The sequence below is a fragment of the Mesorhizobium sp. YL-MeA3-2017 genome (assembly GCF_030814575.1).
GTDB lineage: Bacteria > Pseudomonadota > Alphaproteobacteria > Rhizobiales > Rhizobiaceae > Mesorhizobium > Mesorhizobium terrae.
Window position 1 is genome coordinate 1,532,926 of the sequence record NZ_JAUSVH010000001.1, and the last position, 24,596, is coordinate 1,557,521.

Annotated in this window: 23 protein-coding genes and 1 pseudogene; 15 read left to right on the forward strand and 9 right to left on the reverse strand. The window is 61.1% G+C overall.

Translation table 11 applies throughout. The features are described 5' to 3' along the window. Positions 1-91 precede the first annotated feature (91 nt). Both QFZ88_RS07250 and QFZ88_RS07255 read right to left on the reverse strand, forming a co-directional pair. Positions 92-868 carry an esterase family protein gene (locus tag QFZ88_RS07250; RefSeq protein ID WP_024925574.1) on the reverse strand — a complete coding sequence of 259 codons (777 nt, stop codon included), beginning with the start codon at positions 866-868 and terminating at the stop codon, positions 92-94. A 3-nt stretch (positions 869-871) separates the two neighbouring features. Further along, positions 872-2,038 (reverse strand): ATP-grasp domain-containing protein, encoded by a 1,167-nt coding sequence (locus tag QFZ88_RS07255; RefSeq protein ID WP_024925575.1) that lies wholly within the window; start codon positions 2,036-2,038, stop codon positions 872-874. A 416-nt stretch (positions 2,039-2,454) separates the two neighbouring features. On the opposite strand from QFZ88_RS07255, the gene leuA reads away from it, so the two are divergent. The 4 genes from leuA to QFZ88_RS07275 all read left to right on the forward strand — a co-directional run bounded on the left by leuA (position 2,455) and on the right by QFZ88_RS07275 (position 9,939). Then, the gene (leuA, locus tag QFZ88_RS07260; protein WP_051504763.1) at positions 2,455-4,161 is read left to right on the forward strand and encodes a 2-isopropylmalate synthase; all 1,707 of its coding nucleotides are present in this window, start codon (positions 2,455-2,457) and stop codon (positions 4,159-4,161) included. 153 nt (positions 4,162-4,314) lie between these two features. Next, on the forward strand, positions 4,315-8,469 hold the full coding sequence (locus QFZ88_RS07265) for a hypothetical protein (protein WP_024925577.1): 4,155 nt from the start codon (positions 4,315-4,317) through the stop codon (positions 8,467-8,469). 7 nt (positions 8,470-8,476) lie between these two features. Beyond that, a complete protein-coding gene (locus QFZ88_RS07270; protein ID WP_024925578.1) occupies positions 8,477-9,238 on the forward strand; it encodes an alpha/beta fold hydrolase in 762 nt (253 codons plus the stop codon). Positions 9,239-9,318: 80 nt separating this feature from the next. Further along, positions 9,319-9,939 carry a hypothetical protein gene (locus QFZ88_RS07275; protein ID WP_024925579.1) on the forward strand — a complete coding sequence of 207 codons (621 nt, stop codon included), beginning with the start codon at positions 9,319-9,321 and terminating at the stop codon, positions 9,937-9,939. Here QFZ88_RS07275 and QFZ88_RS07280 read toward each other — a convergent pair. Continuing rightward, on the reverse strand, positions 9,929-10,849 hold the full coding sequence (locus tag QFZ88_RS07280) for a metallophosphoesterase family protein (protein WP_024925580.1): 921 nt from the start codon (positions 10,847-10,849) through the stop codon (positions 9,929-9,931). The genes QFZ88_RS07275 and QFZ88_RS07280 overlap by 11 nt on opposite strands. A gap of 53 nt (positions 10,850-10,902) precedes the next feature. Between QFZ88_RS07280 and QFZ88_RS07285 the strand changes: the two genes are divergently transcribed. Next, positions 10,903-11,403: an NUDIX domain-containing protein gene (locus QFZ88_RS07285; protein WP_024925581.1), complete on the forward strand. Its 501-nt coding sequence runs from the start codon at positions 10,903-10,905 to the stop codon at positions 11,401-11,403. 1 nt (position 11,404) lies between these two features. Here the strand turns inward: QFZ88_RS07285 and QFZ88_RS07290 are convergent, their stop codons facing one another. Further along, entirely contained in the window at positions 11,405-12,394 is a 990-nt protein-coding gene (locus tag QFZ88_RS07290; protein ID WP_024925582.1) for a glutathione S-transferase family protein, read from the reverse strand. A 277-nt stretch (positions 12,395-12,671) separates the two neighbouring features. Between QFZ88_RS07290 and QFZ88_RS07295 the strand changes: the two genes are divergently transcribed. From QFZ88_RS07295 to QFZ88_RS07320, 6 genes are all read left to right on the forward strand, one after another. Beyond that, positions 12,672-13,196: a GNAT family N-acetyltransferase gene (locus QFZ88_RS07295; protein WP_024925583.1), complete on the forward strand. Its 525-nt coding sequence runs from the start codon at positions 12,672-12,674 to the stop codon at positions 13,194-13,196. Positions 13,197-13,281: 85 nt separating this feature from the next. Then, positions 13,282-14,043, forward strand: a complete 762-nt coding sequence (locus QFZ88_RS07300; RefSeq protein WP_024925584.1) for a 3-hydroxyacyl-CoA dehydrogenase — start codon at positions 13,282-13,284, stop codon at positions 14,041-14,043. An 8-nt stretch (positions 14,044-14,051) separates the two neighbouring features. After that, a complete protein-coding gene (locus QFZ88_RS07305) occupies positions 14,052-15,227 on the forward strand; it encodes a CaiB/BaiF CoA transferase family protein (protein WP_024925585.1) in 1,176 nt (391 codons plus the stop codon). A 36-nt stretch (positions 15,228-15,263) separates the two neighbouring features. After that, entirely contained in the window at positions 15,264-16,037 is a 774-nt protein-coding gene (locus QFZ88_RS07310; RefSeq protein ID WP_024925586.1) for a HugZ family protein, read from the forward strand. Positions 16,038-16,191: 154 nt separating this feature from the next. Continuing rightward, positions 16,192-16,530 (forward strand): ArsR/SmtB family transcription factor, encoded by a 339-nt coding sequence (locus QFZ88_RS07315; RefSeq protein WP_024925587.1) that lies wholly within the window; start codon positions 16,192-16,194, stop codon positions 16,528-16,530. A 189-nt stretch (positions 16,531-16,719) separates the two neighbouring features. After that, positions 16,720-17,523, forward strand: coding sequence for a TrmH family RNA methyltransferase (locus QFZ88_RS07320; RefSeq protein WP_024925588.1), 804 nt, complete (start codon positions 16,720-16,722; stop codon positions 17,521-17,523). 55 nt (positions 17,524-17,578) lie between these two features. Here QFZ88_RS07320 and QFZ88_RS07325 read toward each other — a convergent pair whose 3' ends face one another. Both QFZ88_RS07325 and QFZ88_RS07330 read right to left on the reverse strand, forming a co-directional pair. Then, complete coding sequence (locus QFZ88_RS07325) at positions 17,579-18,817, reverse strand: hypothetical protein (protein ID WP_024925589.1); 1,239 nt, start codon at positions 18,815-18,817, stop codon at positions 17,579-17,581. A gap of 137 nt (positions 18,818-18,954) precedes the next feature. Then, on the reverse strand, positions 18,955-19,476 hold the full coding sequence (locus QFZ88_RS07330; RefSeq protein WP_244431141.1) for a DUF1134 domain-containing protein: 522 nt from the start codon (positions 19,474-19,476) through the stop codon (positions 18,955-18,957). A gap of 384 nt (positions 19,477-19,860) precedes the next feature. On the opposite strand from QFZ88_RS07330, the gene chpT reads away from it, so the two are divergent. Both chpT and QFZ88_RS07340 read left to right on the forward strand, forming a co-directional pair. Next, a complete protein-coding gene (gene chpT / locus QFZ88_RS07335; RefSeq protein ID WP_024925591.1) occupies positions 19,861-20,490 on the forward strand; it encodes a histidine phosphotransferase ChpT in 630 nt (209 codons plus the stop codon). A 194-nt stretch (positions 20,491-20,684) separates the two neighbouring features. After that, positions 20,685-21,041 (forward strand): annotated as a pseudogene (locus tag QFZ88_RS07340) (PleD family two-component system response regulator); the annotation flags it as partial. A 74-nt stretch (positions 21,042-21,115) separates the two neighbouring features. On the opposite strand, the gene ctrA reads toward QFZ88_RS07340, so the two are convergent. Further along, complete coding sequence (ctrA, locus tag QFZ88_RS07345) at positions 21,116-21,811, reverse strand: response regulator transcription factor CtrA (RefSeq protein WP_024925593.1); 696 nt, start codon at positions 21,809-21,811, stop codon at positions 21,116-21,118. A 448-nt stretch (positions 21,812-22,259) separates the two neighbouring features. On the opposite strand from ctrA, the gene QFZ88_RS07350 reads away from it, so the two are divergent. Then, positions 22,260-22,637: a flagellar export protein FliJ gene (locus QFZ88_RS07350; RefSeq protein ID WP_024925594.1), complete on the forward strand. Its 378-nt coding sequence runs from the start codon at positions 22,260-22,262 to the stop codon at positions 22,635-22,637. A gap of 43 nt (positions 22,638-22,680) precedes the next feature. Here the strand turns inward: QFZ88_RS07350 and QFZ88_RS07355 are convergent, their stop codons facing one another. Beyond that, positions 22,681-23,067, reverse strand: a complete 387-nt coding sequence (locus QFZ88_RS07355; RefSeq protein ID WP_024925595.1) for a winged helix-turn-helix transcriptional regulator — start codon at positions 23,065-23,067, stop codon at positions 22,681-22,683. Positions 23,068-23,156: 89 nt separating this feature from the next. Between QFZ88_RS07355 and QFZ88_RS07360 the strand changes: the two genes are divergently transcribed. Then, the gene (locus QFZ88_RS07360) at positions 23,157-24,083 is read left to right on the forward strand and encodes an NADP-dependent oxidoreductase (RefSeq protein WP_024925596.1); all 927 of its coding nucleotides are present in this window, start codon (positions 23,157-23,159) and stop codon (positions 24,081-24,083) included. 69 nt (positions 24,084-24,152) lie between these two features. Here the strand turns inward: QFZ88_RS07360 and QFZ88_RS07365 are convergent, their stop codons facing one another. Next, entirely contained in the window at positions 24,153-24,428 is a 276-nt protein-coding gene (locus QFZ88_RS07365; RefSeq protein ID WP_013529904.1) for a DUF1153 domain-containing protein, read from the reverse strand. Between the last annotated feature and the right edge of the window lie 168 nt (positions 24,429-24,596).

Below are 24,596 nucleotides of genomic sequence, written 5' to 3' on the forward strand. Positions count from 1 at the left end.
CACGGCGACGGCTTCATGCATACGCACGCAAGCCAGTCGGGCACCTTCACGCTGAGGATAGCCCGCGTGAGACCGCGTTGTTTGCCGGCTTTCAGTCCAGCCTGTGCTTCAGGTCTTCATCCAGCCAGCGGCCGAAGAAATAAGGCAGCTGCTTGTGCCACCACGGCCAGTCGTGGGCGACGTCACCACCCCAATAATCGACCCAGGCGGGGATCGCCTTTTCGCGCAGGATGCGTTCCAGCGCATGCGTTTCGACCAGCATCTGCTCTTCCCAGGCACCCTGGCCGCTACAGAAGATGAGCCGCAGCGAACGCAGCCGCGCAAGCAGCGCCTCGTCGGTGATGCCTGGTAGATAGTCGAGCGGCGAGTTGTAGAAGATGTCGCCCGCCAGCGTGCTGCCCAGGAAACCGCGGGTCGAATAGACGCCGGAAAGCGAGATGACGCCGGCGGCAAGATCGGGATTGCGGAAGACGAAGTTCGAAGAGTGATAGCCGCCCATCGAGCAGCCCGAAAACAATGGCTTCAGCACGCGGCCGCCATTGGCCTCCGCGGCCGTGGCTGCAAATTCCGGCAATGCCTCGTCGCGGACATAGCGGAAATAGGCCTCGTGCCGGCCGATGCGGTGAGCCGGATCGCCGTGCTTGTCGAAGAAGCTCTCGCTGTCGATGCCGTCGACAGTGAAAATCTGGATGCGGCCAGTGTCGATGAAGTCGGCTAGCGAATTGACGCCGCCCGCATCCTCGAACTGGTAGAAGCGCCCCTGCGACGTCGGGAAAACGACGACCGGGCGCCCGGCATAGCCGTAGCGTTTGTATTCCATGTCGCGGCCCAGCTTGCCGCTCCAGCGCTTGTGATAGGAAATGTCCATCGCTCAAGCCTCCTCGGCATGGATGTAGTCGACCGCTTCGCGCAGTGCCTGACGGTCTCGCGACCGCAGCTGGTAGGCGTAGTTGCCCATGGCGCGGCTGAAAACCTGTTCGATGGCCTGGTGGTGCACGACCTTGTCGCCGTGCGCGGCTAACACATCGTCATGGCTGTGGCGATAGCGGAGATGGTCCTTGCGGCTGGCATAGACGGTGAAATACTTGCCCTTGAACGGCCCGCCAACCGTGTTCTGGACCACCATGTTGGCCCATTCGGCATAGATGTCGATGTCGAAGCTGTAGTTGATAGCGTCCGGCATCCACGCGCCCGGCGGGCGGATGTTCACTTCCAGCGCGATGATCTTGCCCTGGCGGGTCTCGAACAGCTCGATATGGAAAAACCGCTCCTTGAGGGCGAATGCCTTGACGATCTTGCGGCCCGCTTCCTCCACTTCCGGCGGGATATCGGGCCGGCAGGTGTAGCTCATATGCTTGTTCTTGTTGACGACATCCATGATGGAGTCGTCGTATTTGGTGCTGGCGGCAAACACGATCTCGCCGTCCCGGTTGACCAGTCCGTCATAGGTGACCACCAGCCCGTCGATGAATTCCTCCATGACGAAGCTCATCCCTTCCGGCTTGATGCGGAAGAATTCGTCGAGTTCGCCGACATTCGAGATCTTGTAGGTGTGGGCAGCACCTGCGCCGGAATCCGGCTTCACCACCACCGGGTAGCCGACACGGCGGATGAATTCCAAGGCGCCAGAGCGTTCCGAGGTCTTGCGTTGGGCGATGACGTTGACGCCGGCCTTGCGGAACGACGCCCGCATGCGGCTCTTGCGTTTGATGTTCTTCACATAGTCGAGCTTGATACCATCGATGTTGAAGTCGGTGCGGATGCCGGCCTCGAGATCCAGCCAATGCTCGTTGAGCGACTCGAAACGATCGATGCGGCCCCATTTGTGAATGAAATGGCCCATCGCCCGATAGATCAGGTCGTAATTCTCCATATCCGCGATGAGGTAGTATTCGCTGAGCGCATTCTTCAGCCTTGGCGCCAGCGCCTCATAGGGCGCGTCCCCGATGCCGAGCACGGTGGCGCCGGCTTTTTTGAGCCGATCGCAGAAATCGGCACCGTTCGACGGGAAATGCGGCGAGAAGAACACGAAATTCATGAACAGCCCTCCCGGTCGCCGTGCCCAACGGCGAGACCTGGAGAAATGTGACGCATTTAGATGAAACCGCAAAGCAAAACCGTGCCCTGCCTTTTCACCCGTGCGGCAGCGTTACCCTTGCCTCCGTGGGGAGGCTCCTGTAAGAGAACGGCCATGACGACGCGCCCCGCATCCTCTGTCTCCCGTTCGGCCAGCCTGGCTGGAGAGACCGTGCGCGCGCTTTCCGCGACCCTGCTTCTTCTCGGCCTTATCGGCGATCGCCGGGCTCGCTGAAGGAGCACCCGGCGGTCGATACCGCCGCATGGCGTGCATGCTCCTCGCAAGTCACATTCAGCGAATGAACATCAGGTAGTGGTGCCGCTTGCACCGATGGCCGTCATGGAATGAGGCCCCGCAAGCCGCCGGGAGAAAAGACGATGAACGCACGAGAAGAAATCCGAGACGCGTCCACCAAGGGCATGCCGCAGGCGATACGCAAATATCAGCCCTATCCGTTGGTAGGTCTCACTGACCGCACATGGCCCAACAAGGTGATCGACAAGGCGCCTATCTGGTGCTCGGTCGATTTGCGCGACGGCAACCAGGCCCTGATCGACCCGATGGGGCATGAGCGCAAGGCGCGTATGTTCCAGTTGCTGCTCGACATGGGCTTCAGGGAAATCGAGGTCGGGTTCCCGTCGGCCTCGCAGACCGATTTCGACTTCGCTCGCTGGTGCATCGAGGAAGGCAATGTGCCCGACAATGTCGACCTGCAGGTGCTCGTGCAGTGCCGGCCGGAATTGATCACCCGCACCTTCGAGGCGCTCGAAGGCGCCAAGACGCCGATCGTGCACTTCTACAATTCGACCAGCGAATTGCAGCGCCGCGTCGTCTTCCAGAAGGACGTCGCGGGCATCAAGCAGATTGCGACCGACGCAGCCAAGATGATCTCCGACATGGCCGCGAAAGCCGGAGGCGGCTATCGCTTCCAGTACTCGCCCGAAAGCTTTACCGGCACGGAATTGGAAGTCGCTCTGGAAATCTGCAACGCGGTTGCGGAGATCATGAAGCCGACGCCTGAGAACAAGCTCATCGTCAACCTGCCGTCGACCGTGGAAATGTCGACGCCCAATGTCTATGCCGATCGCATCGAGTGGATGATCCGGCATCTCGACAACCGGGAAAACCTGATCATCTCGTTGCACCCGCACAATGACCGCGGCACCGGCATTGCGACGACCGAACTCGGCCTGATGGCCGGCGCGGACCGCGTCGAAGGCACCTTGTTCGGCAACGGTGAGCGCACCGGCAATGTCGACATCGTCACGCTGGCGCTGAACATGTTCACGCAGGGCGTCGATCCCGACCTGGATTGTTCCGACATCAACCGGATGAAGGATGTCTACGAATATTCCAATCAGCTGAAGATCCCGGAACGCCACCCCTATGTCGGCGAACTCGTCTACACGGCTTTCTCCGGTTCGCATCAGGATGCCATCAACAAGGGCATGAAGGCGATCAAGGTCGCCAACACACCCCTGTGGGAAGTGCCCTATCTGCCGATCGACCCCCAGGATGTCGGCCGCAGCTATGAAGCGATCATCCGCATCAATTCGCAGTCCGGAAAGGGCGGCATCGCCTATGTTCTGCAGGCCGACCACGGTCTCAATCTCCCGCGCAGCCTGCAGGTCGAGTTCAGCCAGGACATCCAGTCCATCACGGATGCCGAAGGCAAGGAAGTGTCGGCCAAGCGCATCTACGACCGCTTCATCGACCGTTATGTCGAACAACCCGGCGCCAGGCTGAAATTCATCGACCATCAGACCTTCCCCGATACGGAAGTGAAGGGCCGCCGCGTCGTCGAGGCCGTTATCCTCGACAGGGGCAAGGAAATGACGATCAGGGGGACGGGAACCGGCCCGATCGACGGCTTCGTCGATGCGCTCTCGCGCCATGTCGGCGTCGAGATGTCGGTGCTCGACTATTCCGAACATTCCCTGCAGCGTGGCTCGAATGCCTCGGCGGTTTCCTATGTCGAAATGGAGCATCCGGGCGGCAAGACTTTCGGCGCCGGCATCAACACCAACATCGTCGCCGCTTCGCTCGAAGCGGTTGTATCGGCGGTAAACCGCATCATCGGCTAAAAAACCGCTGATTCCCTTGATTTCACGGGTTGCCCCGGCTGGATTTTTCCAGCCGGGGTTGTAATGATTCAACCGGGGTCTTGGGGAAGCGTTTGTGTCAGAGCGCAAATGCGTGATAAAAAAATGACTTGTGCCGACTTGAAAGGTTGACACTTGCAGCATACGACGCCTGCCGCCCCCGCAGTGCGCGAAACGCTTGAGAAATTGCTGGCGAGCCAAACATTTGGACGCTCAGAGCGTGCGCGTGAGTTACTCCGTTACCTTGTAGAGCGAGAACAGGCCGGCGAAGCCAGCCGGCTGAAGGGCTTTGCGATCGCCGTAGACGTCTTCGGCAAGGATGCCGGCTTCGACCCATCCACCGACGCGGTGGTGCGCGTGCAGGCAGGCCGGCTCCGCGAGCTGCTCCAGCAATATTCGGCGACCGAGGGGGTCAACGACCCCATTCGCATCACCATCCCCCGCGGCGGCTATGTGCCCCAATATGAGGTGACTGAAACAGGCGTACCGTTCCACCAGATTACGCCCTCGCTGCAGCCACAGATTTCTCCGGCCAGCGAACACCCTTCGCCTGCCGCGCCAGCCAAGGCGCCGGCGGCCGAAGCGGATAGGCGTCAAACACCGGGATCGTCCGGCACTTTGATGATCCCGCCTCGCCATTTGCGGGCGTTTTGGGTCTTCGCCGCGATTTTTCTCGTCGTCATGGTCGTTCTGGTCATACTCCTGCTGCGACAGGCCGATGAACCCGGGCGGACGCCGGTCGCGGCGGGTGCTTCCGCCACGCCTGCCCCGGATTCCACCATCGTTGAGACGTTGGGAAAACTCCCGGCGATTTCCCTGGTCGTCGAGGGAAACACTCCGCCGGTCCAGCGCGTCGAAGCGATATTGCGTTCCGGCCTTGCCCATCTGGAGACCATCCAATTCATTGATCGGGACCCTCGTCAGGACCCGCCGCAGCAGGTCAACCCGACGTCATTTGTCTTCAATGTCAAACCCGGCACGACGGTCGGAAATGTCACGATCGAGGTCCAGAACCTGAAGACGGGCCGCATCCTGACTTCCGAAACCCTGACCTCGTTCCAGACCACCGCCTCGCAGGTGACCGATCGCGTCGCCAAGATACTGGGTGACGTGACTGGCCAGTTTGGCTCGATCTACGGCTATATCGAGCAGAACGGCTTGCAGAACGACCTCACCGCATGCGTGCTCCTCGGCAGAGCCTATGCCTCCAATCAAGGCGCCAAGAGCCATGAGGCAGCTTACCGCTGCCTGGAGAACCTGATCGCACGCGGCGAAAAGTCGGCCTTTATCTATGCGCTCCTTGCCGGCCTGGAGCTGGATGCAACCGTCTGGGCCTATCCATATCCAGCAACCTCAAGCGTGCAGCAGGCGATGGTCTTCGTGAACAAGGCCATCCAGATCGACCCCACGAGTTCCCGCGCGTTTCGCATGGCCGCCTATGCGGAGGGGGTTCTTGGGAATTCACAGGAACGGGTTCGCTGGGCAAAGAAGGCTTACGACGCCGCCCCTTACGATCTGAGGACCATGTACCACTATGGCTGGGCCCTTGTGATGGCGGGCTCGTATAGCGAAGGAACGGCACTTCTGGCGCGCGGCCTCGACCTTGCCGATCCGCATGGCAAATGGCTCGACTACGCGCTGTTCCAGGGCGCCTTCATGACGGGCAATCCGGAGCTGCAGAGACGGGCCGCCCTGGCGCTGGCGGCCGTGGAGCCGCTGCCCGAATATCTCTTGGCGCAACTGATCGTTGCCAGGCACAATGGCAACAAGGCGGAAGTGGCGCGCCTGCTGACCGAGATCAAAGACAAGTTTCCCACATTCGCGGAAGATCCACGCGCGACATTCGTCAAGAACCACTATCCGGACGATCTGAGCGAGAAGCTGGTGCAGGCTTTCAAGACGGCCTCCCTGGAATATGCCAGCATGGTGGCCTCGCCCACCGTACCGCCGACGCCCTCCGTTGCCGTGCCCGTGCCAGGCCTGGAGGATTTGCCGACCGTCTATCTGGTGAACACGGAGAGCAGCACCGCCTCGGAACGTGTGATTGCAGCCCTGCGTGATGGCTTGTCCCGCTTCGACACCCTGGAATTTGTCAGGAAAGAGGTCCCGTCGAAACCGACGCCAACCAGTTTTTCCTTCCACGTGCAGCCCGGTCCGACAACGGGCAGTGTGACGGTCGAATTGCAGAACCTGGCAACCGGGCGTGTCCTGTCGGTACGGAAACTGGAAGCGTTCGACGCAACGGCGTCGCAGATCGACAACAGCGTCGGCAACATACTGGCCGAAACGGCGTCGGTGCCCGGTACGATCTACAGCTATCTCCAGCAGGTCGGGCTCCAGCGGGGGCTGACGCGATGCCTGCTGCTTAGCAACTCCGCCAGGGTCCACCCCCAGCTGGAATCGTTCAAAAACGCCTATCAGTGTTTGGAAATGATCGAGCGCAACGGGGCCAAATCCACCCTCGTCTATGCCGAATTGAGCAATCTGATACTGAATTCGCTGATTTGGGATTTTCGCTACCCGGAAGACGCAACGGTGGAAAAGGCGGCAACGCTTGCCCAACATGCCGTGGAAATCGACCCCGACAGTTCCCAGGCCTATGGGGCAAAGGCGTTCGTCGCGAGCAGGCTGGGTGATCGGGAAGGCACGGTCAAATGGGCCAAGATGGCCTACGATCTCAATCCATACGATCTGGCAACCGCGGCTAACTATGGCTCGGCCCTGTTTTTCAAGCGCGACTACAAGAACGGCATGGCTCTGCTGACCCGGGCAATCGATGGCTCCGGCGCAGTTCACCCGGCATGGTGGGACTACAAGCTGTTCTGTGGCGCGTTCATGCTGGGGGACCAGCAGATCGCCACGCGTGCAGCGCTTTCCCTGACCGCGGCTGGCGCGGACGCCCGCTTCCTGGCGGCACGGCTGATCGTCGCTTCCCAATCCGACGACCGCCGCAAGGCCAGTGCGTTGTTGGATCAAATACGGACGAAGTTTCCCGACTTTGCGGCCAATCCCCGCAGCATGCTGGAAGAATGGAAATTCGTGCCGGAGGAAATGACCGACAAGCTCGTCAGCGCGCTGGAAAATGCCGGTCTCGGCCGGGCCACTGCATCGGCGAACCCGCCGGCGCACTCCGATGCCAATATCGGCGTCGGACCTGAAGACCTGCCGATCGCCTATGTCGTTTCAAAAAAGGCCGATCCGGCCACCGAGCAGGTTGCCGCTGCCCTGCGGGCGGGACTTTCCCGTTTCGAGACCGTCAATTTCATCGGCCGCGATCCGGCTGACGATCGCAACAAGGCCGCCGACGCGACGAGTTTTGTCTTCAACATCACGCCCGGGCCAGGCACGGGCTGGGTAACCGTGGAACTGCAGAACCTGCAGACAGGCACCGTGGCATTGTCCCGCACAATCGCGGTTTCGGACACGACAAGCGCACAGATCGAACCCCAGATCGGTAAGATCCTAGGGGACACAACTCCAGTTTCCGGCCTCATCTATACATTTCTGGAGCGCAACGGTTTTGCCAAAGGCCTCACCGCCTGCCTCATCCTGGAGAACGCCTTCGAGCTGGAAGCCAATGCCAAGGTTCACGAAAAGGCATATCGTTGTTTCGAGGCCTTGGCCGCCAATCACGCCAAATCGTCCATGGTGTATTCGAGCCTCTCGACGTTGACGACGACCGGCCTGATCTGGCGCTACGCCTACCCGCTGAATTCCTCGCTCGACAAGGCGGGCGAGTTCGCGCAACGCGCCATCCAGGCCAACCCGTCGAGCCCACGCGCCTACAATGCGAAAGCTTACATCTCCAACCGGCTGGGCATCTGGACCGATACGGTGCAGTGGACGTCGAAGGCCTATCAGATGAACCCCTACGACCCGCAGGCAATCGCATCTTATGCCTATGCGCTGATTTTCAGCGGCGACTACGTCAAGGGCACCTCGACCATGATCCAGGCGATCGACGCTGCGGATGGAGCCCACGCAGCCTGGTGGGACTACGGACTTTTCGCCGGAGCCTATATGCAAGGAGACAAGGAACTGGCGGCGAAAGCGATCAGTCCGATCGCGACCGCGGCCCCCAACCCGCTTTTCCTCACCAGCCGATTGGTGATAGCCAGTGAGGTGGGCAACCAGCAAATGGTGAACGACATCATCGGCCAGTTGAATGCGAACTTCCCCGCTTTTGTCGCCAACCCGCGAGCGACATTCACCAAGCGGAACTATCCCCCTGGAATGGTGGAAAAATTCATCCAGGGGCTTCGAACGGCGGGACTAAGCGGCGCTACTTGAGGAGCCCATGAGCCTCTTCGCAAACATCCAGGGAACCGGACCGGAAACCATCGTGCTGCTGCACGGGGTTGGCGGTTCGCATGCCGTTTGGGCCGATATCGTGCCCCAGCTTGCAACCGAGGCGGGATTGATCGCCTATGACCTTCCCGGCCATGGCGCCTCGCTCGAGGCCGAAAGCGCGCGCTCGCCAAAACGCATGGCGGAAGCGATCCTGGCCGATCTGGTTGAACGCGGCATCGGCCGCGCCCATCTCGTCGGCCACTCGATGGGCGGTGCAATCGCCACGCTGATCGCGCTGGCCGACCCGGACCGCTTCGCGTCGCTGACCCTGCTTGCGCCCGGCGGCTACGGGGAAGAGATCGACGCCGACCTGTTGCGCCGATTTGCGGCCGCCGAAGACCCGGATGAAATTCGCGCCTGCCTGGCCGCTATGTCAGGCCCGGGCCATATTGTCTCCGACAGGATCGTTGCCGACGCCATGGCAATGCGCGCACGCCCCGGCCAGTTGAAGAAGCTCAGAGAGATCGTCGCGACAATCGCCAAGGGCGGTCGGCAAGGTGTCATTCCGGCCGACCTGCTGGCGAAATTGACCATGCCCGTCGCGGTCGCCTGGGGCGTTCTGGACAGCGTTCTTCCCGTCAGCCAGGCCGATACCCTGCCCGACCGTTTCGACCTGCACCTGGTGCCGGTCGCCGGCCACATGCTGCCCGACGAGGCTCCCGGCCTCATCGTCGAATTGCTGCGGGGGATAATCAGGAACAGCGTCTGATCCTGCCGACACGATTGCCGTGAGTGCAAAGCGACAAGGTTTGTGTTAACCGGTGATTAACCAAACCGTGAGGCAAGGCAATGCCGGAAACAGGCGAAACCGTGACCCCGTTGAACCAGGCGCGCAGGCTCTCCGACGCTGTCCGCGACGTGAAGAACGCACTGGCCGATCGTGACGATGTCGTCGTCGACATGCGCGAGGCGCACCGCATGCGGCTCGAACTGCTGGCTGCGGAACTGGCGCCCATCTTCGCCGAGGTGCCTGCCGACGTCGATTATTTCGATTTCGCGCTCTCTTCCGGTCTGCAGCCAAGGCTGTGGATCGATGCCGTCAGCCATGTCGCGATGGGCCGGGACCGCCGCTGCTACCGCTTCCTGAAGGACACCCGTGTCGGTCGTGTTGTGCTGGCTGAATCCACCGATATGAAGGCAGTCGCCGACCAGGTGACACGTTACGTCGCCGAGCGCATGGTCGAGCGCCAGCGCCTGCTGGAAGGTGGAGTCGAGCCGGCAAGCGGGTTGATCCGACCGTCAGCGGCGGAAGCCGAACCACCGTTGCGAGCCGTCGTTCACCCCTCGCGCGGTCGCTCGTTCCTTGGCGGGCTCGGCCTTGTCCTTACCGGAGCTGTTGTTGGTCTCGCCATCTCCGCCGCCCTGTTCTGGGAACGCGTCGTAGCATTGATCGACAGCGTCAAGCCGTAGATTTTTCCGGCTCCGCGCCCAACTCCATTGTCAGCAGTTCCGCTGGCGTCAGCGCAGGCCCGGTCAAGCCACGCCGCGACAGTTTTATCCGCCAGCCGCTGTCCACCCTGCCGATGTCGAGCAGATTGTATTGCGCCGCCGGGTGCCGGCCACCAAGCCCCTGCCCCGCTGCGGCCACACCCACGACCGGTACTTTGTGGACGCGTCCAATCCAGTAGAGCGTCGGATCGTGCGAATGACCATGCAGCACGAGATCGGCACCGTGTTCCCTGACGATGGCCTGGAACCGCTTGATACCGAACAGGCGCTTGTGCTGGGCGAGAGCACCGCGCACGGGCGGGTGGTGGATAAGGATCACTCGACACAGATCGCGCCGGCCCGTTTCCTCCAGAAGCCGCGCCAGCCGCGCACCCTGCTGCTCTTCGAAAAAGCCGTTGGCCATGAACGGCGCCGTCGCACGCGCCGTCGACACGCCGATCAGCGCGATCTCGCCACGCACCCTGAGATAGGGAAAACTATGGCGATCGACGGCATGATTGGCACCGTCTCCGCACATCCATGGCGCCCAGGCCCGACAGGCCTTGTCGAAAGCGCCCGGCACATAAGCGTCGTGATTGCCGGGAACCACGGAGACGTCATGCGGGGCGCCAAGCGTTTCCAGCCACAACCGGGCCATCTCGATCTCGCCGTCCAGCGCCAGATTGACCAGATCGCCGGTCACGGCAATGTGGTCGACATCGCTTGCCTTGATGTCCGTAACCAGCGTGTCGATGATGGCGTCGTGCATGGTGCGGCGGCGGTTGCGCTGCCAATTGACATAACCCAGCACACGCTTGGACGCGAGGTCGCGATAGGTTACACCGGGCAACGGTCCGAGATGAGCGTCGGAAATATGCGCAAGCCTGTACATCATGTCTTCTTAAGCGAGCAGCCGCCGGCAATCCACCCGTGGTTTCTCATGCCATGAGCGGCACGGACCCGGAAATGCCGTTTCGCCAGACCGGCTGGCCGGGCGTGAGGGCAAGGCTCTTCCATATGCTCTTCCTGCTGAAGCGGCCGATGACGCTTGGCGCGCGCGGGCTGATCCACGATCGCGCCAGCAATTCAGTCTTCCTGATCCGCCATACCTACGTGCCTGGCTGGCAGTTGCCGGGCGGCGGCGTGGAGAAGGGCGAAACCATGGAACAGGCGCTGACACGCGAGCTCGCCGAAGAAGGCAACATCGCCCTTGCCGGGCCACCGGTGCTGAAATCCATCCACCTCAACGCCGTTTCGAGCCCACGCGACCATGTCGGCTTCTACCTGGTCGAAGCCTTCCAGCAGACGGCACCAAAACGGCCCGACTTCGAGATCGCCGAGGCCGGCTTCTTCCCGCTCGACCGTTTGCCCGAGGGCACGACGCCGGCGACGCTGAAGCGCATCGCCGAAGTCTTCGACGACGCGCCGGTTTCGCCTTACTGGTAAGTCAGCGAGCCTTCCGGAAGCGGCTCCGATCGTGTGGGGCCAGATAATCAAGCTGCGGCCCTACCGGCACGATGCCGGTTGGATTGATGGTGAGATGGCTGGCGTAATAATGCGCCTTGATGTGCTGCATGTTGACCGTCGGGGCCACGCCCGGCACCTGATAGAGCTCGCGCAGATAGTTCGACAGGTTTGGATAGTCGGCGATGCGGCGCAGATTGCATTTGAAATGGCCGACATAGACGGGGTCGAAGCGAACCAGTGTCGTGAACAGCCGCCAATCCGCCTCGGTAATACGATCTCCGACCAGATAGCGCTGATGCGAAAGCCTGTTCTCCAGCTGGTCGAGCGTGGCGAACAGTTCACCGAACGCTTCTTCGTATGCGGCCTGCGTGGTGGCGAAGCCGGCACGATAGACGCCGTTGTTGACGGCCCGATAGATGTCCGCGTTAACGGCATCGATCTCGGCGCGCAGCGCCTGGGGATAAAAATCGACTGTCGCGTCCCCCCATTCGTCAAAGGCCGAATTCAGCATGCGGATGATCTCGGAAGATTCGTTGGAAACGATGGTCTCTTCCTTCCGATCCCATAAAACCGGCACGGTGACGCGGCCGCTATAGGTTGGGTCAGCCTTTGTGTAGACCTGATGCAGGAAATCGAGCCCATAGAGCGTGTCGCCGGTCGCGCCGTCCGCGACGCGGAAGGTCCAGCCGTTCTCGCCCATGAAATGATGCACGACCGAGACTGAAATGATGCCTTCGAGCTTTTTCAAGGCGCGGAAGATGAGCGTGCGGTGAGCCCACGGACAGGCCAGTGAAACGTAGAGGTGGTAACGTCCCGGTTCCGCTTTGAACCCGCGGGATCGCCCTTCGGCCGGCTTGCCGTCGACGGTCACCCAGTCACGCCATTGCGATTGGGTGCGCTCGAACTTGCCGCCGCTTTGTTTGGTGTCGTACCAGCGGTCCTGCCATTTGCCGTCGACCAGCAATCCCATGATGGCTTTCCTTGTTTCAATTCACTCCCATTTAGGGCAGGCGCGCCGGCTCCGAAACGCCGCCTGGCTGAACACACCGTCAAATGCTGGCGCAACACCGGCAAAAACGCCGATTGCGATGCGCAACATTTGATGCTAGCGGACAATTCCATGTTCGACTTCTTTGCAACGATCCGGTTCGACCGACGACGAAAGAGCGCCCACGCTTGATGAAGCGCGGACTGGCGAACGCCGCCGTCTGACGCACTCTTTCCTCGTATACCGGAACGCAAAGACCATGAGCCTTGCCGACGTGATTTATCTGCCGGAAACCCCGGCGCACGACGCCGAAATCGAATCCATCAACGAAGAAGCTTTCGGACCCGGCCGGTTCACCCGCGCCGCCTACAAGATCCGTGAAGGCGGCCCGCACCAGCGCAGCCTGTCTTTCGTCGCTGTCGACGGCGGAACCGTCATCGCCTCCGTGCGCATGACACACATCGTCGCCGGCGACGGCTCGGCGCTGCTTTTGGGGCCGCTTGCGGTGCGGCCTGCCTATAAGAACCTGGGTATCGGCCGCAAGCTGGTGGCGATGGCGCTCGAAGCCGCGACCAAGGATGGCTGGCCCTCGGTGGTCCTGGTTGGCGACGAGCCTTATTACGGCCCCCTCGGCTTCAAGCGTATCCCGCGCGGACAGCTTTCGATGCCGAGACCAGTCGATCTCGACCGGCTGTTGGCGCACGAAATCCAGCCGGGGGCGGTGGCCAAGCTGACGGGCATGGTCCAGCACGCCGATCAGGTGGGCGTCGCCGAACCGGCCTGACGCGACTGCAACATCAACCATCGTACCGGCCTGTTGCAGCATCGCGACCGGCCCCGTAGCATGCCTGTAACACGGAGGAGCATTCATGAACCCAAATGGCCAGATCGCGATCGTGACCGGCGGCGGTTCGGGCCTTGGTGAGGCGACGGCTCGCGCGCTTGCGGCCAAGGGCGCCAGGGTTGCGCTCTTCGACGTCGGCATCGACCGCGCCGACAAGGTTGCAGCCGAAATCGGCGGTATCGCGGTCAAATGCGATGTCAGCAGCGCCGAAAACGGTGCGGCAGCTGTCGCTGAAGTGGCGAAGACGCTCGGCGAACCGCGCATTCTCATCAACTGTGCCGGTATCGCCATCGGCGTGAAGACGGTCGGCAAGGATGGCCCGCATCCACTCGACCAGTATCGCAAGGTGATCGAAGTCAACCTGATCGGCACCTTCAACATGATCCGACTTGTCGCCGATCGCACCGCCAAACTCGAGCCGCTGACCGGTGCCGAGCGCGGCGTCATCGTCAACACAGCCTCGGTCGCGGCCTATGACGGGCAGATCGGGCAGGCCGCGTATTCGGCATCCAAGGGTGGCGTTGTCGGCATGACCTTGCCGGTTGCGCGCGACCTCGCCCGTTCCGGTATCCGCGTCTGCACCATCGCGCCCGGCATCTTCAAAACGCCGATGATGGCCGGCATGCCGCAGGAAGTGCAGGATTCGCTGGGCGCGGCGGTCCCCTTCCCGTCGCGGCTCGGCGAGCCGTCGGAATATGCGGCCCTGGCCTTGCATATCGTCGAGAACCAGATGTTGAACGGCGAGACCATTCGCCTCGACGGCGCCATCCGCATGGCACCGAAATAGCCGTTTCGATGGGAGAGGCCGCGCGACAGGGCGACAAAAGCGGGCCGCTGGCCGGCCTCACCGTAATCGAGATGGCCGGCATCGGTCCGGTGCCGCTCGCAGCTCTAATGCTCTCGGAAATGGGCGCGAACGTGCTTCGCATCGTAAGAAGCGGGCCGAACTGGCAGTTTATTCCGCTGGCGCCGGAATACGATCTCGACAGCCATGGCCGCGCCATCCTCGCACTCGACCTGAAACGGCGCGAATGCGCGGAACTGCTGCTGCGCCTGGCTGAGAAGGCCGATGTGCTGATGGAAGGGTTTCGCCCCGGCGTGATGGAACGCCTTGGGCTTGGGCCGGCCGAGACGCTGGCGCGCAATCCGGCGCTCATTTATGGCCGCATGACCGGCTTTGGGCAGGATGGGCCACTCGCCGAGCGCGCCGGCCACGACATTACCTATCTCGCTTATTCCGGCATTCTTCACGCCATAGGCCATCAAGATGGGAGGCCGGTGCCGCCCCTCAATCTGGTCGGCGACTATGCCGGCGGGTCGATGATGCTGATCGCAGGCGTGCTCGCAGCGCTTTTCCACCGCTCCAGAAGCGGCCAAGGACAGGTGGTGGACGCGGCAATGGTCGAAGGTGCGTCGCTGTTGACCGCGCCTTTGCACGCGATGATGGCGGGCGGCCTGTGGCAAGACCAGCGCGGCGCAAACCTGCTCGATTCCGGTACCCCTTTCTACGACACCTACGAGACCGCCGATGGGCACCACATCGCGATTGGGTGCCTGGAACCGCAATTCTTCGCCGAATTCGCCCGGCTGCTGCCGCTCGACCAGCGTTTCGTGTCCGGCCAGTACGATCGAAAGCTTTGGCCGCAGATGCGCGAGACCATAACCCTGCGCGTGCGGGAGAAAACACGCGACGAATGGGACCTGGTCTTTTCCGGGACGGACGCCTGCGTGGCGCCGGTGCTCTCGTTCGCCGAGGCCAGGAACCACGAGCACAACCGCGCACGCGGAGCCTTTGTCGATATCGGCGGCTTTAGCCGGCCGGCACCCGCGCCACGGTTTTCAACGACGCCGTCATCGGCGAGTACGCCATCGAGCGAAGCTGATCGCGACACGGCCGCCATCCTGACCCGGTTCGGTATCGGCCAGGACGAGATGGAAGCTCTTGTCAAAGCGGGTATCGCCGGCCAATAACTGGACCATAACATTCAGCTTATTGTGGTGAGTTTCGTGGAACAACAGAAGAAAGATGTCCTCAGGGAAACCGACGCGCAGTCGATTCGTCTGGCCAAGACATTGCTGCGCACGGCCCGCTTCGGCGCCCTCGCCGTGCTCGATCCGGCGACCGGTGCGCCACTGGCCAGCCGTGTCGGTGTCGCCACCGACATGGATGGAACGCCAATCATCCTGATTTCCATGCTGGCCGCCCACACCGGATCCCTCATTGCCGATCCCCGCTGCTCGCTGCTGGTGGGCGAGCCCGGTAAGGGCGATGCGCTCGCCCATCCGCGCATGACGCTGGCGTGTCGGGCAACGCGCCTGGAGCGTGGGACCGAAGATCAGGCCCGGGCCGAACGGCGGTATCTCAACCGCAATCCCAAAGCCAAGCTCTATGTCGGGCTGGGAGATTTCTCTTTCTTCCGGCTTGAGGTGGAGCGCGCTTCGCTCAACGGCGGTTTTGGCAAGGCCTATCTGCTCGAACGGACGGACCTCATCGCCGACAACGCGATCAACGCAGCCTTGGCCGACAGCGAACAGTCGGCGCTTGACCACATGAACACCGAACATCTCGACGCGATTGCCATCTATGCCCATCACTACGCCAAGGCCGCGGGCGACGGCTGGGTGCTGACCGGTTTCGACGCCGAGGGTATGGACCTTGTCTCGGGTGATCTGACGGAACGTGTCTTCTTTCCGAAGCCGCTGGCAACCCAGCAGGACCTGCGCATGACCCTGGTGGAAATGGCCAAGGCCGGGCGGGCTGCCGGACAGACACAGGAATGACAGGCGCGACGGAACTCGCCGAACGACCGCCAAGTGGTCTGCACCACTTTGCGATTCCAATGCTCTTCCTGATTGCAAGTGACTGCAAATTTAGGGTACTATGAATTAAGCCATTGCCCCCATGGCGCCTGAGACGAAGAGATATGGGGCAACGATGCTTTCAGAAAACTTGATCAGCGACACCGAAACCGCCGCCGCTTTTCTCACCCTGATGGGCAATGAGAAGAGGCTCGCCATCATGAGCCATCTCGTCGATGACGAGTTGACGGTGGGGACCATCGCCGAAAAAGTCGATCTCAGCCAATCGGCCCTTTCGCAGCATCTGGCGAAGCTGCGCGCCTTTGGCCTGGTGCAGACCCGCCGCGATCGGCAGATGATCTACTATTCCTGCCGTTCTGAAGCGGTTCGCCAACTTCTGGCAACGCTCGGCGCCATCTTCTCCGGCAGCTCGGAACCCAAACAGCCGACACGTGTGAACAACACCACGCGCTGAACACGGCCAGTGCTTGTCCTCACGCCTGCCATGGCAGGGCCATTGGACAGCGCCTAAAGCCGGGCAGAAAATCTTCCGACGGTGACAGCTTCCGCAAACGACGAGCCACGACTATAGCGTCTGGTGCGTCGAGGCAGGCTCAATCTGCTTCCTGTGATGCGGCACGTTGTGGAGCCTGTCTGGGCCATCATGCAAATCGTCAATATCGACGACCCGAACGATCCACGGGTTGCCCCCTATCAAGACATCCGCGAGCGCGATCTTGTCGGTCGTCAGGGACGCTTCATCGCCGAGGGCAAGGTGGTGCTCGACGTGCTGCTCAGCACCGCGCGTTTTCCGGTCGAGTCCATCCTGGTGCTGGAAAACCGGCTGACTGGCCTCGACGCTGTCATCGCCAAGGCACCGCCTGGCCTGCCGATCTACGTTGCGAGCCGCTCGGTGATGGACAGCATCGCCGGCTTTCCGATGCATCGCGGCATCCTGGCGGTCGGTCGCCGGCGCGAACTGCAGGGCGCCGAACACCTGCTCGACACGTTGCCGGAATGCGCCTTGATCGTCGTGCTCGTCGGCATCTCCAACCATGACAATCTGGGCTCGATATTCCGCAACGCCGCCGCCTTCGGCGCCGATGCCGTTTTTCTGGACACAACCTGCTGCGATCCGCTCTACCGCAAGGCGATCCGCGTTTCTGTTGGCGCCGCGCTCAAGGTCCCTTTTGCGAGTTTTCCCGATCCAGTGCATTTGATGGCCGAGCTCGTGGCCAAGGGGTTCGACTGTCTCGCCCTTTCGCCAAACGGCGATAGCGAAATGCGCGATGTCAGGCCGGCGAAGCGATCAGCGCTTTTTTTCGGAACGGAAGGCGAAGGCCTGCCGCCGCCCCTTTTGGCCCGGATGCAGACATTGCGCATCGGCATGGTCAGGGATTTCGACAGTTTGAATGTCGCAGCGGCCTCCGCGGTGGCGTTGCACCACTTTTCCGCAGGACGCTTCTGAAGAGGCTCCGCTGCGGCACCCGCACATCCAGCCGAACCGACCCGTCAGAAACGGACTAACTGGGCGACGTCGTTTTCTGCAGCGCCTGCACGCGCTCCGCGATGCTGCGCATTGCCGTGCCATCTTCACGACCGGAGCTGGTTTCAGCGGTTGCCAGCACCTTGGCCACTTCGGAATTCGGCCCTTCCAGCGCCGCGGCAAGGCTGACGACCTCGGCCGCAAGGTCCTGCATCTGCTCGCGCAATTGCGCCCCTTCGCGCTGTTCCTTGCCGTTGCCGCCGCTCTTTCCGGCATCGAAGGCCGAGAGCCCCGCCCGCAATCTCTTGTTCTCGCGAGCAAGCGTCGCAAGCCGCGCTTCCAGCCGTTCGCGGTCGTTGTTGAGTTTGGCAACGACCTTTTCGGTGTCAACTCCACCGACACCGGTGAACAAGGGAGACAGTTGCGCCGCTGTCCGCTCCGCGTCGCGGCGTGGCTCACCACCGGCACCAGCGCCGGGCTCCCGATTGGCAGCCTCGAGCTGCACACCGTTCTTCTTCATGTCCTCACGAAGCCTCGTTAGTTCCCGATCGCGCCGATCCAGCGTTTCGTCGCGATCGGCGAGTGTCGACAGCAGGCGCTCCAGCTTCTTTTCCCGGTCGGCGAGTTTCTTCTTCTCGTTCGACAGCGCCTCGACCGCGGCCTTGCCTTCCGTCGCGATTTCCTGATGCCGCTTCTCGACTTCCTTGCGCTGCGCTCGCAGAACGGAAACGTCGTTGTTCAGTTTTTCGATCTCGGATTCGCGCGCCACCAGTTCGATCTGGCGGTTCGAGGAAGAGAAGCTGGCCTCTTCATACATGCGTCCGAGCTTTTCGATCTCTTCGGCTTTCTGCGCGATCGTCCGTTCGACCTCGGTCACCCGGGCTGTAAGGCGCGCGATCTCGGCGTCGCGTTGTTGCAGCTTGTCCTGCAAGTCGCCGCCAACTGCCCCCATCGCCGAAATGGTCTGATCTTTCCGCGCACCTTCGCCAGCCAGTTGCTTCAGCTCATCGCGGACCCGATTGATTTCGATGAACTGGACATTGCTTTTGTCCTTGAGCGCCTTGGCCTCCATCTCCAGGCGGCGCGCGGTCACCGCAAATTCGGCGCGCAACCTGTCCTTGTCCGCCTGGATCTCGGTGGTCGTGAGCGGCATCGCCGCCTCGACGCGCCGCTTGGTCAACACGCCGGCACGCCGCCAAGCCGCCGGCGCAACCAGCACGACCAGGAAACCGGCTACCAGGAAGCCTAGGAGAAAGAACAGGATCGACTGAACCAAGAGGGCCTATCCGTTGGGTTCGGCGGCGAAGCCGCGCGAGCAGAACATTGCCATGTCCTTATATTCGAAATCCAGTGTTTCGGCGGATTGTCGGGCTGCTCCCCCCACAATCCACCGAACCACCATAACTTTGCAGCTCAGAACGGGTTCCAGGTCGGCTGCTGGGTCAGTTTCAGATAGCCCAGATTGACGCCCAGCCGCGCGCCGACGCCGGTGCGAATCGGCACCAAGAGCACATTCCCGGCCTTGAGCACGTTGAAGCCGAGACCGGCAATGACATAGGCCGAGCCGGCGACACCGGCGAAACGGTTGTAAAGATTGCCGACGTCGTCGAGGTTGTAGACCAGCACCATGACGCGCGAGCCCTGCCCGCCGAAATCCCAGCCGAGCGATGGGCCCTGCCAGTAGACCTTATGGTCGCCGGCGTTCTTGGTGTAGAGCTTGCCTTCGCCATAGGTCAGACCGCCGACAAAGGCACCTGATCCTTCCTCGCCAAGCACATAGCCATTCGGCAAGCCATAGGTGGAGAAGATTTTCTCGACGACCGTGGCCAGCCCACCTGACGTTTCGCCAAAGAACTTATGGCCCGAATCGACGATTTCCTGGGACGTATACTGCTGAGCATACGAAGCCTGGAGCGAAAGGGTGAAAAAGCCCATCAGGGCGATCGTCAGAGCGAGGACGCGGGAGACGCGCCAATCGCGAAATCGGGAATGCATGCTTCCAATCTCCGTCTGGGAGCACCTTCGCCGACGCCTCGCACCCTCGCGACTCTCATCGGCCGCTTCCGGTGCCATTCCCTGGCAAACTATGCCGTAATCGTTTTTCAACCATTAAGCTCTCACATGATGATGGCGGTTCGAAGGCCGGTCGGAACCGTTTCTTCCGACGAGGTCGGCGCGACGCGCTCTTCGACGCCGACCTGTCTCCCGGATTTGTTGCTCCAACCGAATGCGCCGTATATCCAGATGGAACTGGGGGAGAGCGTGATTCGCACGGCGGGCAACGGTCCGTCCGAACTTGCTTCATTTCTCGAGGTTTCCATGGCTGACCTTTTCACGCTTACCCCCGCCGAACTCGCTGCGCTTCTTTGCAGCAAGGTCTGCCACGACATCATCTCGCCCGTCGGTGCCATCAACAACGGCCTGGAACTCTTGGACGAAGGCGGTGCCGACGAAGACGCCATGAACCTGATCCGGCAGAGCGCGCGCAACGCCTCGGCCCGGCTGCAATTCGCCCGCATCGCATTCGGCGCCGCCGGTTCCGCCGGCATGCTGATCGACACCGGCGATGCGGAAGCGGTGACGATTGCCTTCCTCAAGAATGAAAAGCCGGAGCTGACCTGGTCGGGCACCCGCGCCCTGCTGCCCAAGAACAAGGTCAAGCTTCTGCTCAACCTCGTGCTGGTCGCCAATGCCGCCATTCCGCGCGGCGGCAGGCTCTCCGTGATCCTCGACGAATTCGAGGAGCAGCCGCGCTTCACCTTGACCGTGAGCGGCCCGATGCTGCGCGTGCCTCCGAAGTTTCTCGAGCTCCACTCCGGTAACCGTCCGGACGAGCCGATCGACGCGCATTCGGTCCAGCCTTATTACACGCTGCTTCTCGCACGCGAGGCCGGCATGACGATCACCATCCGCGCTACCGCCGAAGAGATTGCTCTGGTCGCGATCTGACCCGATCCATATGCAGGCAACGGCATCGCCCGTTCCGAAAAACGGAACAGGGCTTGCCGGCATTTGTGCCGGCGGCGCGATGCAACGGGTGTCGTGCAAATTTTAAATATTGCTTTTTCGGCTTCTTAAACGCCGTCGTTTAGGATCGGCGCTGTTAGGGATGGCCTGCCTGCGGGCGGGAATGGGGACATACAATGAAACGCTGCATGTTCGTCGATAAGTCGAGCGTCATTCGCAAGGTGGCCAGGCGAATCCTCAGCGGCGAAGGCATGTTCGTGGCGGAAGCCGCGACCGGGGCGGCGGCCATCGATCTGTGCGCGACCGAGATGCCCGACATCATCGTGGTTGATTCGTCATTGCCGGACATGCAACTGACCGAATTCATCGGCCATATCCGTTCGTTCGGCACTGCCGCCATGCCTCTGATCATCGTGCTTCTGGTTGAGCTCGATCTCGGCGCGATTATGCGTGCAAAGCGCGCTGGCGCGCACGGTTATCTACTGAAGCCCTTCAATCGCGTGCAGCTGCTCGACCGCTTTCGTGCCATGCAGACGCAGGGCGCCTCACCCGCGCAACAAAAAACCCGGCGCGCGCCGGGTCTTTCGATGACCGACTACGAAAAAGGTCAGGCGCTTTCGCGCATGTCCTCCGGTTCGCGCAGCACGTAGCCGCGTCCCCAAACCGTTTCGATGTAATTCTGGCCGCCCGAGGCAGCGTCGAGCTTCTTGCGCAGCTTGCAGATGAAGACGTCGATGATCTTCAGTTCAGGCTCGTCCATGCCACCATAGAGGTGGTTGAGGAACATTTCCTTGGTGAGCGTGGTGCCCTTGCGCAGCGAGAGCAGCTCCAGCATCTGATATTCCTTGCCGGTCAGATGCACGCGCTGGCTGCTGACTTCGACAGTCTTGGCGTCGAGATTGACCACCAGTTCGCCCGTTGCGATGACCGACTGGGCATGGCCCTTCGAGCGACGCACGATGGCATGAATGCGGGCGACCAGTTCGTCCTTGTGGAACGGCTTGGTCATGTAGTCGTCGGCGCCGAAGCCGAGACCGCGAACCTTGTCCTCGATACCGGCCATGCCGGAGAGGATCAGGATCGGCGTCTTGACCTTGGACAGGCGCAGCGTGCGCAGCACCTCGTAACCCGACATGTCTGGCAGGTTCAGATCAAGGAGAATGATGTCGTAGTCATAAAGCTTGCCAAGATCGACGCCCTCTTCCCCGAGATCCGTCGTATAGACATTGAAGCTTTCGGACTTCAGCATCAGTTCGATGCTCTGAGCGGTTGCACTGTCGTCTTCTATCAGCAGAACGCGCATTTCATTCCCCTTTTCTGCTGCCGGACCATTTTCACGACCCGTCCGGGACCGGAGCAGTGATTGCCTAAGCCGAAGCTGCCATTGAATGGTTAACAAAACCTAATTTCGCACCGAAAGCGATACCAGATTTTTTAACCCCTTTCCACACACACTTGAATCCAATGATGAATCATCGAGCCAAATCCTGAATCGGCACATTAAGAAAGCACCGTAACCGACTCTATGGACTCACCTCTTGTGTCCTGCAGCCATGCCGAAATTTTTACCGGGCCTTAAGGCCTGACCCGTATGATTAACAATGCCCGTAAACGAATGGTTACCGTTTGGAAGAATCTTTAGGATTTTGTTTTCCATAGCGGTCCGAAAACCGGGGGAATACGGGTGCGATATCACCCTCGCAAGGCCAGCGAGGCGATAGTGCAGTGTGCGTTGGTAGGAGTACCGAATCATGAAGTCACGCGAGAACCTCGTTCGACTGAAGCAATTTCAGGTGAATGAGAAACGGCGGCAGCTTCTTCAGCTCGACATGATGATCGCTGAGTTCGAACGCATGGCCGGTGAGCTGGAATTCCAGATCACCGCCGAAGAGAAAAAAGCCGGCATCACCGACATCAATCACTTCGCTTACCCGACCTTCGCAAAGGCGGCGCGGCTACGGCGCGACAATCTGAGAAATTCGCAGGCGGATCTCGCGCAACAGCGCAGCGCAGCCGAATCACAGCTTTCGGAAGCGGAAACCGAGCTTTCCAAGGCCGAGATGTTGGAATCACGTGATTCGCGTGCACGTGAGACCGAAATCGGCGGCCGCAGCGCCATGATCGGTTAAAAGCGCTGATCGTCGACTATCCTGGTCGATAGACCGATCAGGCCTACGCGACTTCCCTGCCCCTTTCGGCGATCAGACGCGCATTCCTGATTTCCGGCACATGCCGCTCAGACCAGGAACGGATCTGGTCGAGCAGCCCGGCAAGATCTTGCCCCAGCGCAGTCAGCTCATATTCGACATGCGGCGGGATCACCGGGAACACCTGGCGCCGCACAAGACCGTCGCGTTCGAGAACGCGCAACGTCTGCGTCAGCATCTTCGGGGTGATACCTTCCAGCTTGCGCGCCAATTCGCCGTTGCGCATGCGCCCATGGCGCAACGCGCTGACGGTCAGATAGACCCATTTGCTGGACAGCATTTCGAGCACGGCATGCGACGGACAGGTTCGCCGAAACGCATCGTAGCCATAGGGTTCGCAGGTACTATCCATGAGGTGCCTATATATCAAAATAGTGCATACTAGACAATGGGTAGCAACTATCTTTTCTATAGTGTCATCCAAATCAAAGGAGACACTCCATGCAAGCCATCAGCCAGACCAGTGTCGGCGGTCCCGAAATCCTTACCCTGGTAACGCGCCCGGTCCCAACTCCAGGTGCCGGGGACGTTCTCGTCCGGGTCCGCGCCGCCGGCGTCAACCCGGTCGATATTGCTGTGCGCGCAGGCTGGTACCCCTTGCTCGGTGAACCGCCCTATACCATAGGCTGGGACATTTCCGGCATTGTCGAACAGATCGGTCCCGGTGTGACTGATTTCGCGATCGGCGACGAGGTCTTCGGCATGCCGCGGTTTCCCAAGGAAGCGGCTGCCTATGCCGAGTTCGTCATCGCCCCGGCTTCCGAGCTTTCATTCAAGCCGAAGAAGATCGACCATGCTCACGCCGGAGGCTTGCCACTCGCTGGTCTGACTGCATGGCAGGCCTTGGTCGGTGCCGGCAATATCAAGCATGGCCAACGCGTGCTGATCCACGCCGCGGCCGGCGGTGTTGGCCATCTGGCGGTTCAGATCGCCAAGGCACGCGGCGCTCATGTCGTGGCGACCACAAGTCCGGCCAAGGTGGATTTCGTTCGCAGCCTCGGCGCCGACGAGGTGATCGATTACACCACCACCGATTTTGCCGATGTCGCCAACGACATCGATCTCGTTCTGGAAACGATCGGCGGCGAGAACGCCGAACGCTCGCTCAAGACCTTGAAGAGCAATGGCACGCTGATCTCGCTCATCGGCATCTCCGACAAGGCCAAGGCCACGGCGAAGGAACTGGGTATCCGCAACGAACACATCTCGGTCGTGCCGGATCGCGAGGCGCTGGAAGAATTGTCCCGCCTGATCGAGGCAGGCAAGCTCGCCGTTCAGATGGCGAAGACATTCCCACTGGCGCAGGCGGGTGCCGCCCATACGTTCCTTGGTACCAAGCCGGCAGGAAAGGTCGTGCTGACCATGTGACGCCAAAGCAAGGCTAAACGACAAAAAGGCGCGGAACCCGCGCCTTTTTTGATGTCGAGAATCGGCTGCTCAGTGCCGGTATTGCTGAATGCGCGTGGTGCGCAGCCCGGCCAGGCCATATTCGTCGATGGATGCTTGCCAGGAAAGGAATTCTTCGGTGGTGAGCTTGTAGCGCTGACAGGCTTCGTCGAGGCTGAGCAATCCGCCCCGCACCGCAGCAACCACTTCCGCCTTGCGCCGAATGACCCAGCGACGCGTGTTCGTTGGCGGCAGATCGGCAATTGTAAGCGGGCTGCCGTCAGGCCCGATAACATATTTGACTCGCGGTCTAACCAGATCGGTCATCGTACTCTCTACTGAAAACTCACAGAACCAATCCCTGCCACAGTACCGCCACAGCTTTAAAAATTGCCTAAGCGGTTGCTCATGGATAAGTAATGTTCGTGAACGTCACGTTAGGCTTTCTGTAAGCTTTTGATACAATTGCCCGACGCTTCGGATGAGATGCGCGTG

Excerpts from the sequence above, each read along its gene's own strand:
- QFZ88_RS07250 (WP_024925574.1), bottom strand. The coding sequence starts at position 868 with ATGGACATTTCCTATCACAAGCGCTGGAGCGGCAAGCTGGGCCGCGAC.
- QFZ88_RS07360 (WP_024925596.1), top strand. The coding sequence starts at position 23,157 with ATGCAAGCCATCAGCCAGACCAGTGTCGGCGGTCCCGAAATCCTTACC.
- QFZ88_RS07300 (WP_024925584.1), top strand. The coding sequence starts at position 13,282 with ATGAACCCAAATGGCCAGATCGCGATCGTGACCGGCGGCGGTTCGGGC.
- QFZ88_RS07295 (WP_024925583.1), top strand. The coding sequence starts at position 12,672 with ATGAGCCTTGCCGACGTGATTTATCTGCCGGAAACCCCGGCGCACGAC.
- QFZ88_RS07255 (WP_024925575.1), bottom strand. The coding sequence starts at position 2,038 with ATGAATTTCGTGTTCTTCTCGCCGCATTTCCCGTCGAACGGTGCCGAT.
- ctrA (WP_024925593.1), bottom strand. The coding sequence starts at position 21,811 with ATGCGCGTTCTGCTGATAGAAGACGACAGTGCAACCGCTCAGAGCATC.
- QFZ88_RS07305 (WP_024925585.1), top strand. The coding sequence starts at position 14,052 with ATGGGAGAGGCCGCGCGACAGGGCGACAAAAGCGGGCCGCTGGCCGGC.
- QFZ88_RS07355 (WP_024925595.1), bottom strand. The coding sequence starts at position 23,067 with ATGGATAGTACCTGCGAACCCTATGGCTACGATGCGTTTCGGCGAACC.
- QFZ88_RS07270 (WP_024925578.1), top strand. The coding sequence starts at position 8,477 with ATGAGCCTCTTCGCAAACATCCAGGGAACCGGACCGGAAACCATCGTG.
- QFZ88_RS07275 (WP_024925579.1), top strand. The coding sequence starts at position 9,319 with ATGCCGGAAACAGGCGAAACCGTGACCCCGTTGAACCAGGCGCGCAGG.
- QFZ88_RS07290 (WP_024925582.1), bottom strand. The coding sequence starts at position 12,394 with ATGGGATTGCTGGTCGACGGCAAATGGCAGGACCGCTGGTACGACACC.
- QFZ88_RS07280 (WP_024925580.1), bottom strand. The coding sequence starts at position 10,849 with ATGTACAGGCTTGCGCATATTTCCGACGCTCATCTCGGACCGTTGCCC.
- leuA (WP_051504763.1), top strand. The coding sequence starts at position 2,455 with ATGAACGCACGAGAAGAAATCCGAGACGCGTCCACCAAGGGCATGCCG.
- QFZ88_RS07365 (WP_013529904.1), bottom strand. The coding sequence starts at position 24,428 with ATGACCGATCTGGTTAGACCGCGAGTCAAATATGTTATCGGGCCTGAC.
- QFZ88_RS07350 (WP_024925594.1), top strand. The coding sequence starts at position 22,260 with ATGAAGTCACGCGAGAACCTCGTTCGACTGAAGCAATTTCAGGTGAAT.
- chpT (WP_024925591.1), top strand. The coding sequence starts at position 19,861 with ATGGCTGACCTTTTCACGCTTACCCCCGCCGAACTCGCTGCGCTTCTT.
- QFZ88_RS07285 (WP_024925581.1), top strand. The coding sequence starts at position 10,903 with ATGAGCGGCACGGACCCGGAAATGCCGTTTCGCCAGACCGGCTGGCCG.
- QFZ88_RS07315 (WP_024925587.1), top strand. The coding sequence starts at position 16,192 with ATGCTTTCAGAAAACTTGATCAGCGACACCGAAACCGCCGCCGCTTTT.
- QFZ88_RS07330 (WP_244431141.1), bottom strand. The coding sequence starts at position 19,476 with ATGGGCTTTTTCACCCTTTCGCTCCAGGCTTCGTATGCTCAGCAGTAT.
- QFZ88_RS07320 (WP_024925588.1), top strand. The coding sequence starts at position 16,720 with ATGCAAATCGTCAATATCGACGACCCGAACGATCCACGGGTTGCCCCC.